At 44.6% G+C, this 12317-nt stretch carries 12 protein-coding genes and 1 tRNA gene; 8 read left to right on the forward strand and 5 right to left on the reverse strand.

What is annotated here, in order from left to right; translation table 11 throughout:
- Nucleotides 1-193: 193 nt before the first annotated feature.
- Entirely contained in the window at nucleotides 194-826 is a 633-nt protein-coding gene (locus Q0C29_RS01820) for a trimeric intracellular cation channel family protein (RefSeq protein ID WP_291998956.1), read from the reverse strand.
- Between the two features lie 78 nt (nucleotides 827-904).
- Nucleotides 905-1870, reverse strand: a complete 966-nt coding sequence (locus tag Q0C29_RS01825; protein ID WP_291998957.1) for a metallophosphoesterase — start codon at nucleotides 1868-1870, stop codon at nucleotides 905-907.
- Nucleotides 1871-1984: 114 nt separating this feature from the next.
- On the opposite strand from Q0C29_RS01825, the gene Q0C29_RS01830 reads away from it, so the two are divergent.
- Entirely contained in the window at nucleotides 1985-2659 is a 675-nt protein-coding gene (locus Q0C29_RS01830; RefSeq protein WP_291998965.1) for a 30S ribosomal protein S7, read from the forward strand.
- 159 nt (nucleotides 2660-2818) lie between these two features.
- Entirely contained in the window at nucleotides 2819-3373 is a 555-nt protein-coding gene (locus tag Q0C29_RS01835; protein ID WP_291998958.1) for a 50S ribosomal protein L22, read from the forward strand.
- 3 nt (nucleotides 3374-3376) lie between these two features.
- Here the strand turns inward: Q0C29_RS01835 and Q0C29_RS01840 are convergent, their stop codons facing one another.
- Nucleotides 3377-4567 carry a thiolase family protein gene (locus Q0C29_RS01840; protein WP_291998959.1) on the reverse strand — a complete coding sequence of 397 codons (1191 nt, stop codon included), beginning with the start codon at nucleotides 4565-4567 and terminating at the stop codon, nucleotides 3377-3379.
- 232 nt (nucleotides 4568-4799) lie between these two features.
- Here Q0C29_RS01840 and Q0C29_RS01845 point away from each other — a divergent pair, with 232 nt between their 5' ends.
- Nucleotides 4800-5927, forward strand: a complete 1128-nt coding sequence (locus tag Q0C29_RS01845; protein ID WP_291998966.1) for a tryptophan--tRNA ligase — start codon at nucleotides 4800-4802, stop codon at nucleotides 5925-5927.
- Nucleotides 5928-6051: 124 nt separating this feature from the next.
- On the forward strand, nucleotides 6052-8808 hold the full coding sequence (locus tag Q0C29_RS01850; RefSeq protein ID WP_291998960.1) for a GH116 family glycosyl hydrolase: 2757 nt from the start codon (nucleotides 6052-6054) through the stop codon (nucleotides 8806-8808).
- On the opposite strand, the gene Q0C29_RS01855 is transcribed toward Q0C29_RS01850, so the two are convergent.
- Nucleotides 8805-9266 (reverse strand): YkgJ family cysteine cluster protein, encoded by a 462-nt coding sequence (locus Q0C29_RS01855; protein ID WP_291998961.1) that lies wholly within the window; start codon nucleotides 9264-9266, stop codon nucleotides 8805-8807. The genes Q0C29_RS01850 and Q0C29_RS01855 overlap by 4 nt on opposite strands.
- A gap of 126 nt (nucleotides 9267-9392) precedes the next feature.
- Between Q0C29_RS01855 and Q0C29_RS01860 the strand changes: the two genes are divergently transcribed.
- The 3 genes from Q0C29_RS01860 to Q0C29_RS01870 all read left to right on the forward strand — a co-directional run bounded on the left by Q0C29_RS01860 (nucleotide 9393) and on the right by Q0C29_RS01870 (nucleotide 11188).
- A complete protein-coding gene (locus tag Q0C29_RS01860; RefSeq protein ID WP_291998962.1) occupies nucleotides 9393-9833 on the forward strand; it encodes a 30S ribosomal protein S26e in 441 nt (146 codons plus the stop codon).
- A gap of 81 nt (nucleotides 9834-9914) precedes the next feature.
- Nucleotides 9915-10005, forward strand: a tRNA-Val gene (locus Q0C29_RS01865).
- Between the two features lie 46 nt (nucleotides 10006-10051).
- Nucleotides 10052-11188: a hypothetical protein gene (locus Q0C29_RS01870; protein WP_291998963.1), complete on the forward strand. Its 1137-nt coding sequence runs from the start codon at nucleotides 10052-10054 to the stop codon at nucleotides 11186-11188.
- Here Q0C29_RS01870 and Q0C29_RS01875 read toward each other — a convergent pair.
- Nucleotides 11185-11793, reverse strand: coding sequence for a hypothetical protein (locus tag Q0C29_RS01875; protein WP_291998964.1), 609 nt, complete (start codon nucleotides 11791-11793; stop codon nucleotides 11185-11187). The two genes, Q0C29_RS01870 and Q0C29_RS01875, sit on opposite strands and share 4 nt — an antisense overlap.
- 138 nt (nucleotides 11794-11931) lie before the next feature.
- Here Q0C29_RS01875 and Q0C29_RS01880 point away from each other — a divergent pair.
- On the forward strand, nucleotides 11932-12317 hold a 386-nt coding region (locus Q0C29_RS01880; RefSeq protein ID WP_367173598.1), incomplete at its 3' end, for a hypothetical protein.

Here is a 12317-nt window from a genome sequence, read left to right on the forward strand (position 1 = left end):
TAGAAACAATATTAATATTACCTCGACTCTGGCGCCCCAAATTTTAATGAAACCAATAATCCTCACCCACCATCTAAACAACTCAATTAAATTAACTCACTGGCTCAAGGTTAATTACCTGGTTTATTTAATTCCCTGCTTGATTCAAGTAGCCAGAGACCATGTTTATTAGTCTCATTGAGGCTTGAATGTGTTAAATTGCCTTATTAACCTGTTCATTAGTTGTTCTTTTAGGTAATTCCCACTTAAGCTTTAATGCAGTGAACCTGAGGGTGATGGTAATTATCATTGATGCTAATGCTGAGGATGCATCATTAACACCAATGAACCTTAGCATGAAGTAAACTAGTGAACCAATTATTGCGGCTGACGCGTAGAATTCCCTGGTTAATATTACGGGAATCTCATTAGACAGAAGATCCCTAATGACCCCACCGCCAACTGCGGTTATTGAACCAACAAGCACCACTAGTAGTGGGTTATGGGATATTGAGTACGCCAGTGAAGCCCCTGATGCTGAGAATGCCCCAAGCCCAATGGCGTCAGCGTACATGAGTGGCTTATTGGCGTTGGTGAAGACACTGTAGAAGATGAAGGTTGCCGCGCTGGCGGTTATTGCGGTTAATGGGTATGGTAAGTATGTTAAATTGATGGGTGGGTGAATGCCAAGCATTATGTTTGAGATAATGCCACCACCCAGTGCGGTGGTGAATCCAAGAACTATAACACCCAGTAGGTCCATTCCCTTCCTAATAGCCTTCATAGCGCCTGAAACAGCAAACGCAATTATGCCTATGTAGTTAGTGACCGTGAGCACTATGTTCATTAACCGGTGGTTAAACCGTGTTATTAATTAACTTAACAGTGGCTTAAGTTACGTAGGTTAAATTGCCGGGGTAGTGCCCTAACCCCTAACTGGAATGTAATTAACCTTATTACCATCAATGCTTATTATAATGCCTCTAAGTACACCAAACTGGTACTCGCTGCCAGCGTTAAAGACAGGTACCTTAACCCCATCAACCTTAATTGCATCAACCCCACCTGACTCGTGAATGTGACCATGTAGGCCCATTAATGGCCTATACTCCTCAATAATCCTCTTAACGCTCACACTGCCCACATGGGTTAAGACGGCTTCCCCACCCCTCCTAACAACCTTGAAGTCGCTCGTCAACATTGGTGCTTGGTCTATTACTGTCCCATATGGTGGCGCGTGGACGACCAGTATTGTCCTTGAGTACTCCCCTTTATCCAGCTTATTCATTAGTTTACTTAACCTCTCATACATCTCCCCCTCACTTAACTCCCTATGGGTGTTCCATGGGGTTACGTTAGAGTACCCTAGGCCAACTAGTATGTGACTATTCAAGTTGACTACATTCTCATCGAAGGGCACTATGTTGCTCCACTGCCTACTATTCACACCGTTGATTACGTCAACAGGGTCATCGTTACCGGGTATTATGTACATTTTAATTCCCTGCTGCCTATACCTCTCATCAATAATGCTAAGGTACTCAACTATGTCGTTCACCAGGGTTTCGTTGAAAACCTTATCTAAGTACTCCTTATCGCTCCTCATCCTCTCATACTCCTCCTCATTAACAATCCTAACATGGTAACCTGAACCCCTTAACTCCTTAATCTTCCCCTCAGCCTCACTGCCATTAAGTAGCTTACTTTCATTAATTAATGGTATCTTGTATGAGTCACCAACCTTAACCACGGGCACTAGGACCTTACCCGCTAAGTCACCTGCGAAGATGACTGCATCAACCTTATAGTACTTTATAGCGTTGGCTAACTTCCTGTAGGCGGTCTCAGAGCCGTGAAGATCCGATATGAGTAGTAGTTTTAGTTTACTCACAAGCCTCCTTCAAGGGTTTGTTTAAAAACCTATCTATGGATTTCGCAATTTATTTTATGATATTAAGTTATTTAATTAAATCTTGTGGCTGCGGGAGTTTTAAAAACCCAACACATGAACCCCACTGTGGCTCAGCAGTTATCGAAGACCACTAGGGTAGAGGAGCTGGCGCCTGGTATAGAGATAATTGAGGAGTGTCCAAGGGATATTAAGGCACTTGACGGTAGCCTCATTTTACTCTTCGGTAAGTGGAACGTGAATGACGTGGTCATTAGGGATCCAGGCCTAAGGAGGTACATGTGCCTTAAGCCAATGCTACTACCCCACACTGAGGGTAAGTACCAGAATAGGAAGTTCGGTAAAGCCATGATACCCATAGTGGAGAGGATGATGAATCAATTGATGAAGCCCGGTAGGAACGCTGGGAAGAAGCAGAAGGCGTACAAGATACTTAAGACAGCCTTCGACATAGTGTACGTAGCTACAGGTAAGAATCCAGTGCAGGTATTCGTTGACGCCATCGTAAACGTGGCTCCGAGGGAGGAGATTACGAGAGTCATATACGGTGGTATAGCCTACCCGGTTTCAGTTGATGTTGGCCCAACGAGGAGGCTTGACTTAGCTATAAGGTGGATAGCGGAGGGTGCTAGGTCATGCTCCTTCAATAACCCAAGGCCAATAGAGGAATGCCTAGCCAATGAGATAATAGCCGCCTCTAACAATGACCCAGCCAGCTACGCGTTAAGGAGGAGGGATGAAATGGAGAGGGTTGCTGCAACAGCCAGGTAAGGGGATTAAACATAAACTTAAATGCCTAATTAATGCATCCTCCCTGAAATATCCCTATGCATTCCAGAGTGGGGAATAAGCGATCATTGGGGGCACGGTGGTATGTGCAGTGTTGAGCTCCAGAAATGCTTAAATATTCTCTGATGCATGGGTTCATTAATGAGGTATTGGTCAATAAGGGATGAGGATGTGATTGAATTAGTGAGGAGGAAGTATAATGTGGTTATTAGTCCTGATCAAATAGCTAAAGCTAGGGGGCTTGAGTTTAGGATAAGTTGGAAGAAGGCCATTGAGGTTGCCAGGGCTGTAAAATTCCTAACAATAAAACAGGCTGAGGAGTATATGGAGAAGGTTAAGGACTTGGAGGCTCCAGTACCAATTAAGGAATTCACTAAGAAGCAGGCCCACCATAATGTGCCTTGGGACGGTTGGCCCACAGCCAAGTGGCCTGCTAAGGTTGCTGATGCGTTCCTCCAGGTTTTAAGGAACCTTGAGAATAACGCCAGCTATAGGGGTTTAAACGTCGACAACACTGTTATAGTTCATGCCAGCGCCAGTAGGGGTATGAGGATAAGGAATTACATGCCTAGGGCCCTTGGGAGGGCTACACCATGGTTCCAGGATACAGTCAACATAGAGCTCGCTGCAGTGGAGCTCCCCACTGAGCTTGTTCCAAAGAAGTTCAGTTGGGCTAGGGTCCTTAAGTCAATTTAAGGGTCACAGCCTTTCAACCACAAGCGCAGTGGCTCCACCCGTACCATGGCATAACGCCGCAACCCCTATTCTCCCACCAACGTGCTCAAGGCCCGTTAAGAGTGTTGTAACTATCCTAGCCCCACTGGCGCCTAGTGGGTGACCGATGGCTATTGCACCGCCGAAGATGTTCATCTTATCGTACGGTATGCCAAGCCTCTTATTAACCAGGACGTTAACCACGGCGAAGGCCTCATTAACCTCAAAGTAGTCAATAGAGTTAACGCTTAGGTTAAGCTTCCTGAGGACCTTATCTATAACGTACATTGGGGCCTCAGTGAACCTCCTGGGTTCAATCATGTACCAGGCGTAGCCGAGGATCTTGGCTATTGGCCTTAACCCCATTTCCCTAGCCTTATCCATAGTGGTGAGCAGTAGTGCTGCGGCACCGTCGCTTAACTGCGATGAGTTACCTGCCGTGTGAAATCCATTGGGGGTGAAGGCTGGTTTAAGGGCCTTAAGCTTCTCTAGGCTTGTGTCTGGCCTAATGCCCTCATCATGCTCAAGCCTAACCCTCTCACCCTCTATGGTTGTGTCTATTGGTTCAATCTCCCTGAAGAGCTTACCCTCAGTAGCCTTAACAGCCCTCATGTGGCTCATGTAGGCGTAGTTATCTAACTCATCCCTAGTTAACTCATTCTCCTTAGCCACTAAGTCAGCCTCCTGCCCCATCATCATCATTGTTACGGGGTCCACTAAACCATCGTAAACCATTAGGTCTATTGGCTGAACAGTCTTAACTATAAAGTGCTTAACACCCCACCTATACTCACTGGGTAGGGCTATAGGCTGAGTACTCATTGAGTCAACACCCCCGGCGACAACGAGTGATGAGTCACCTAGAACCAACTCCCTATACGCATCAATAATGGCCTGCATGCCTGATGAACAAACCCTGTTAACCGTATAGGCGCTAACGGAGTTCGGTAAACCAGCCAGTAATGCAGCGTAGCGGGAAATATTCTGCCCCATTCCACCCTGTAGTGTTGAACCGAATATGACTTCATCAATCATCTTTGGGTCAACCTTAGTCCTCCTCAGCAATGCCTTAATAGCCTCAGCAGCCAGGTGTGGGGATTTAACACTCTTAAGTGAACCACCGAACTTACCTATTGGGGTTCTCACGTACCCCACTATCACAACTTCATTATTCATAATGCCTAACGCTTACGTTAAGTGTTTAAAAATATTAAGCCTATAATGCTTAATTTAACACTACCCGTGGTTTTTAAGTTCATTAATTCAGTAACTTAAGCGGATCATTATCCCCAGGGCTTTATTAACCTTAACCCTAACGCTTAATTAACGTGGGTTCGGTTCCCCCTATTATTAGCATGGATGAAATGCTTTTATACACCCAATAGTGGGCGTCTTCGGTGATTCTTATCTGGGTCAGGAGTACGCCGTCACCCCATGGGAAGTTAAGGGTAAGGTGGATTACTTAAGGTTAGCTAAGGAGTTTGGCGTTCAATTACTAACCGAAGAAGACTTAAGCCTACTTAGGGATTTAACGGGAAACGACGTTCATTACTTAATCAGGAGGGGCTTCTTCTACGCTCATAGGGGGTTTAGGGAAATAATGAGTAGGGTTAAGGTGGGTGAGTCATGGGCCCTATACAATGGTAGAGGCCCAAGCGGTGACCTTCACGTTGGTCACCTAGTGCCCTGGATATTGACTAAGTGGTTTGTTGACAAGTTCAACGTGCACTACTTCTTTGAGCTCACTGATGATGAGAAGTTCCTGGTTAGGGAAGGTTACACACTTGAGGAGACTAATAGGTTAGCCTACGATAATGCCCTCAGCCTAATAGCGCTTGGTTTCACACCCGATAAACTACACATAATCGTGGATACTGATGACGTGAAGTACCTCTATAAGATTGCCGTTAAGGTGGCTAAGAAGCTAACCTTATCCACTGTTAAAAACACGTTCGGCTTCACTGACTCAAACAACATTGGCGCAACCTTCTTCCCAGCAATTGAAATAGCGGTAGCCTTCCTACCAACTGAATTATTCGGTAAGGAAACCCCGGTACTGATACCAACGGCCATAGACCAGGACCCATACTTCAGGCTTGCAAGGGATGTTGCGGAATCCCTCAATTACCCTAAGCCAGCCACATTATACAGTAAGTTCCTCCCAGGATTAACGGGCGAGGATAAGATGAGTGCATCAAACCCAGATTCAGCGCTGTACGTTAATGATGATGATAGGGAGGTTAAGAGGAAGATAATGAACGCCTTCACGGGTGGTCAACCAACGGTTGAGCTTCAACGTAGGTTAGGCGGCAACCCTGACTCATGCCCAGTCTACAGGTACCACATGCTTCTTGATGATAATGATGAAGCAGTTAAGAAGATTTACGAGGACTGTAGGGGTGGTAGACTCCTCTGCGGTGAATGTAAACTAATGCTCTACGACAAGGTTAAGTCATTCCTAAGTAGGCACAGGGAAATGAGGGAGAAGGCTAAGGACAAGCTAAGCGAATACAAGGTATCCGTTAAATTCAATTAACCTACCCCACTCGCTCAGGGAGTCATTAACCACTGAGGGCAATTAAGCAACCATGTGTCACCACTCTAATGTGTAAGGGAATATTCGAGTTAATGCATTAAAATAACCACACTGCCCTCTACTCATGAGGATTTACACCTCAAGGTTCTCCTCCGGTATACCGCTAGGTGGCTTAGGCACGGGTTCAATTGAGATTTGGCCTGATGGGTCCTTTAAGGAATGGTTAATATTCAACAATAGGAGGTGGGGTAATTATGGTGAGCCGGAATTCTACGTTAACGACTCAGACCTAGCCTTCATGATTAGGATTGCCCCCGAGGGTTCTGAACCAGTCGTTAGGTTACTTAAGGCGGGCTTCTGGGTTGAGACAGACCAGGATTTAACCTACAGGGGTTGTGGACCAAGCGCGGTAGTTCACCCATACCACATGCCTTGGTTTAGGCCCGTTAGGGAAGTGGAGTTCACCGGTAAGCCACCCATGGCTATACTCAAGTTCACTGACCCCTCCTTTAAGGAGTATGGTGTTGACGTAGAGCTAGAGGCCTTTGGGTCATTAATACCAGGTAACGTTAATGACTCCGCAATACCAGCCGCCTTCCTTAAATTCAACCTAGTTAATAGGGGTAGGGTTACTGTTGAGTTATCGTTAATGGGTGTTGTGAGGAATCCCCACAGGATTAGTGAGGAGGTTGGGGTTGTTAATAAGTTAATTGAGGGTGAGGGCTACAGTGGGGTATCCCTAAGTGGGTTAGGTATCCCGAGGACGCACGGTATGTTTAACGGTGAATTAGCCCTAGTCTTCATGGGTGGATTTGACTCGGCGGTGACGCTTAGGTTGAATCAGAGGAATAGGGGCGAGTTCATTAATGCGTTGAGGCGGTTAATGGTTGACTTCAGGGGTGATGGATTATTAAGTGGCGTAGTTAACGATGAGGCTTACGGAGTAGACTTATACTCAGCAATCACCAAGGGTGTTAGGCTTAAGCCAGGTGAGTCAGCGTCAATAGTACTCATTATTGCCTGGTACTACCCTAACCATATTGATAATAGTGGTAGATTAGTCGGCCACTACTACGAGAACCTATTCAAGAATGTTAAGGAGGTCTTAGACTACTCGGTTAGGAACTTCAATAGGCTTTACAGTGAGGTTAAGGAATTCGTTAACTCACTCTATGATGCGAACTACGATGAGTGGATAATTGACTTAGCAATATCCCAATTAACAACATTACCTAAGTCAACCTGGTTAACTAAGGATGGGTACTTCGCGGTTTGGGAGGGTGGGCCAGGCTGCTGTGGGTTAACTACACTTGATGTTGCGTTATGGGGCATTGTGGGTATTGCGCTGCTTTACCCTGACCTGGCTATTAGGGTTAGTCGCCAATTCTCAAGCTTCATTCTTAAGCCCGGGATGTCACCATTCTATGAAATGTTCGCCCTAGCCTTCCCAGAGAACATGAGGCTCTACAGGGAGGCTTTAGCCAAGGACCCCACTATACAGCATGATATTGATAAGTTCAGGAACACTGTGAGGGCTATAGTCGAGAAGACTGGGCTTGACCCAAGTGGTAGGGTGCCTCACGCGTTCAGGGCTAGTGAAAGCAGTGTTGATGGGTATGATAGGAATGATTTAATGCCTGAATTCATACTAATGAGCCTACTGAACTACTACTGGACTGGGGATTCATCATTCCTTAGGGAAATCTGGGGAAGCATAAGGGACGTTATTGAGGCAATGTTGAGGCAGCATAATGAAGCCAAGTTAAACCTACCCTACCACACTCCCCCATCCGGCTACGAAGGCTCCTCACAGGTTGCGAATGAGCTTGGGAGAGATTGGAGGGAGAGGGAGTTACTTAGGCTACTGTTCAGTGGGCCAATGTACTTCTACACTACGGTTAACACTTTCGATGCAATGAGCCTACTGGGCATTGCAACCTTCACCTCAGACCTATGGGTCGCTGCATTAAAGGCCGCGTTGAATGCCGCAGGTGAGGCTGGGGATGAGGCTTACGTCAGTAGGTTAAGTGAGGTTCTTAATAGTGCCTTAGCCAACTTCACCAAGTACTTATGGAACGGTGAGTACTTTGACCTGTGGTTCGACCCAGTGAGTAACCTCAGGGATAATGCTGTTATGACTGCGGGCTTAACTGGGGAATGGTACCTTAAGGTTCTTTTAGGCTTAGACTACGCCGTGGATAAGGATAAGGTCACGTCAATGTTGAAGGCAATATACAGGAATAACTTCAAGAAGGGTGAAGGCTTAATAAACGCATCATACCCAGGTAAGCCTAGGCCATCGCTTGCCGGTGACTTAAAGTACTTCAACGGTACGGGCATACCCTACAATGTCAGTGGGCAAATGGACACGCCGTGGACTGGCATAGAGATTCCTGTTGCAATGCACATGATATGGGAGGGGTTGGTTAATGAGGGCTTAGAGGTACTGCGTAGTGTCCATGAGAGGTACGTTGACTATGGATTATATTGGAATCATGTTGAGTGTGATGGGCATTACTTCAGGCCACTGGTGTCACTGGATATACCGAATGCCCTAGCTGGATTCAGGTACATTGGGAGGGATAAGTCAATTTCAATAAACCCCAGGATTAAGACACCCATTAGGGGACCTGTTCTTGCCCCTGGATCAGTTATGACGCTGGATTACGGTGAGAATGAGGTTAAGCTAATAGGTAGGGTTGGTGAATTGGAGGTTGGTAGGATAACGTTAAGCGGCTTCATGGGTAAGTCCATTAGGGTTTTCTACAATGGCGCTGAGGTTAAGGCAATAATAAACATTGAGGATGGCCGCGTCTCAATAACGCTTGATAACCCAGTGAAGCTTCAGAGGGGAAGCACATTAACGATAATTGGCTATTAGCGGATCCTCAAGTGAATCCTAATGCCAGCCCTCTTAACCCTAACGTACTCATTGGTCTCCGTAATCCTCCTAACGAATAATTCAACAACAGGCCTAAGCCTCCTCACCTCACTCACTGGTACAGTACTCCATTGGGGGCAGTACTTATCAACAACGACACCGTATTCATCATCGTAGTTAAGTGGGTAAAGCCTACAGCCCACTGGCCTATTCTCATAAATCCTACACTTCTTACTTTCCTCATCAAAGAACACGCAGTGGTTATTAACATTCCTAAGCCTCCACACGCCATACTCCCCATCAAACTCCGCGAAGTCCTCAAGACGATAACCCAATTGCTCAATCCTCTCAATATCCTCAGGCAGTAGCTCCATCCTAGTGTTTATGCAGCATAGTCCGCAGAGCGTGCACTTGAAAGCAACCTCAACGTACTTTAAGTCATTAAATACATTACTCATGAGGTGAATTAAAGGACACCGCTTTAAATAACTTCAGTTAAATGAGGCCTATTGAATTAACCAGCAGAACATTGCTAGGTAAGTTTAAGGAAAGACTTAAATACTGGGATCTTAATGGTGATATTCGTGCCTAAGAAGAGGAAAAACAGGGGGAGACATAAGGGAGATAAGGGTAAGGAGTCAATAGTGTATTGCGATAATTGTGGAAAAATGATACCTAGATCAAAGGCCGTTAGGGTAACTGTACCATACTCACCAATACCAGCTGACTTAGCTAAGGAGCTTGAGAAGCAGGGTGCAATAGTGCCGAGGTACTACATTACTAAGACGTACTGCGTTAACTGCGCAATCTACCTAGGGATAATTAAAGTTAGGTCTGAGGATGAGAGGAAGAGTAAGAAGCCAATACTAAGGGGGCAGCAGAGGCCACAAAGGCAACTACCTGTCGCGGCTTCAGCTGCTGCTTCATCAGCTTCACCAACCACATCAACCCAACCAGCAGGCAGTACACAGGCTGAGCCGGATAATAAGCCAAGTGAAAATAATAGTCAAAATCCCTCAAAGTAGGGTAACCTGGAGGTAACGTAACCATAAAGTATTGTTGATTCATGGAAAAACTTATAAACCATAATGGACTTGGCGTTTAAAGGGCCCGTAGTCTAGCTTGGTTAGGATGCCCGCCTGACGGTGCCCATCATCAGTCCGCGGGAGATCCCGGGTTCAAGTCCCGGCGGGCCCACTAGTTTAGAAAAATGCTTAATAATGCTCAGACTTGAAGCAGCATAATGAGGTTAAACATACGTTTAATAATAGTGACTGTATTGGCGTTGATAATAGTGGTTGAGCTCCTACTAGCCATTGGCAACATTAGTAGGAGGTATGTAAACACTGAGAACAGCTACATGATTCTAAGGATGAATTACACATCCTTAAAGCTCACGTACTCTAGGTTAATGCTAAACTACTCAATAATAAGTGCTAACTTCAGCGCCTTAATAGGCAACTTCATGAACCTAACAAGGCAGTACAACATACTCCTTGCTAAATATAATTTATCAATGCAAATGTACAATAATATTAATGCTAAATACAGTGAATGCGTTAATGCAACCAATATTCTTAATGCTAAAATAATCAATTATACCAACATAATTAATAATATGTATATCAATATAACTGAATTAAGTAACAAGGTTAATTCACTATCTAGTTCATTAAATATATGTAATACGACTTTAACCATCCTCACTAGCAACTATAAGAATAAGACTGATGCATTACTAAACTACACGGAGGCCCTATATAGGAATTATACGATATTAAGTATGAAGTATAATTCATTAGACATCAATTACACTAAATTAGCAATACTGCTTAAGGAATATAACAATACAGTGCTTACCCTTAATAATACTGTGAATTACTTAGCGTCAGGTGGGTATATTTATGAGTATGGTCGTACAAACCTTGAATCACTATGCAATGTATCAGTGGTAAGTAATGGCAATGGCTTAGGTGTCGTTGAAGTAACTATTAAGGCATCAGTAAATGTAGCCAATCAAATATTAGGCTACGGTAACCCAGTCATGTTAATAATAAACATACCGGTAGCCCAGGGTAACCCCATCCTAGCCACTTTAGGGTCGGTTAGGCTGCGGAATGGATTCATAGTTTTAACATCTAACATTACGGTTAATAACTATGGTAATGGGGGTGTTGAATTAGTTAACTCAATAAACATAATTGATGGTCTCACGGTCACTGACACGGTAATCCTCCCTGGTAAGCCTTACTACGTGGGTACGGTTACTGTAACTTCATATGATTCATCTAAACCATTTGCACTTAACCTCCTTTACTCGCTTCAGAATCAGAATGCCGCATCGGCATTATGTATCATTAGGATTAATGGTAATGGTTAAGAGGCCTCCGTTACCTCACCGTAATCCATGGGCATTGTGTCACTCTCAGTTAACTCTATTTCAACGGCTAGTTCCGTTAACTCGTCGTATTTACCGTACATTTTAACTATGGAGAGTATGGATAATGCGGATAACAGTAGGAACACTCCACTGAAGGCTATCCCAATGTTGGATACGATTATTACGTAGCCATTATTAAAGTATATGCTTATGGGTAGTGGAATCACCAGCAGTAGGCCCAGGGCCAGTAGTGAACTAGGGATGAGTAGTTTGAATAGAGTACTGCTACCGTTGAATGCATTGTTAACCTCCTTACTGTAAATTAACCTAGTCGCCACAAGTATTATTAAACCCGCTACTGCTGATATTACTGATACCTCAAAGAATAGGTAATACAATTTATTAAGGGATATTGTTACGAAGATCACACCGTTAGGGTTATCATTTATAATTATGGAACTTAAGGGTAGGGTTAAAGTTAATTGAGTTGAGAACCCCTTATCAAACGCTATGAATGTTGAGAAACCAATGCTGGTGAAGTATACGAAAATAAGCAATGCCACCACTGCGGCATACACCACCATAATCATGTTCATCCTATTCATTAAGGCTTTAAGTTAATTAACTGATTTATAAACATTCAGTCATTAGGATTTAAAAAGATGATAAGGCGGACGGAAAATCTTGTCCTTTGGCGGGGATAGGGTGGTAGGTTTAAATTTCAGTAGCTAAGTATTGAATTAATGCCCACCGTGGGGTTTAGGTTTAGGGCTTATGGTGATGTTGGGGCCGTGAAGGCCCAGTTGCAGTTGGCGTGTGAGATATACAACACCCTACGGTGGGTAGACATCCTCTTCTACAATACCTACGGTATTAGGCTTTCCAGGAATGAGCTTAGGGAGTTGGCTTTGCAGTTGAGGAGGCAGGATGAGGAATATCAGCAATTGTATAGTCAAGTGGTTCAGAACATTGCTGATAGGCTCTATGAGGCTAAGGGGAGGTTTTTGAGGGGCTTGAGTAGGAGGTACCCTAGGGAGAAGAAACCGCAAAAATACTACAGTTTAGTGTATCCACAGAGTGGTTGGAAAATACTCAGTATTAGGCCCATTAGGCGTGGTAGGAAGAGGCT

The organism is Caldivirga sp. (assembly GCF_023256255.1).
Lineage (GTDB): Archaea > Thermoproteota > Thermoprotei > Thermoproteales > Thermocladiaceae > Caldivirga.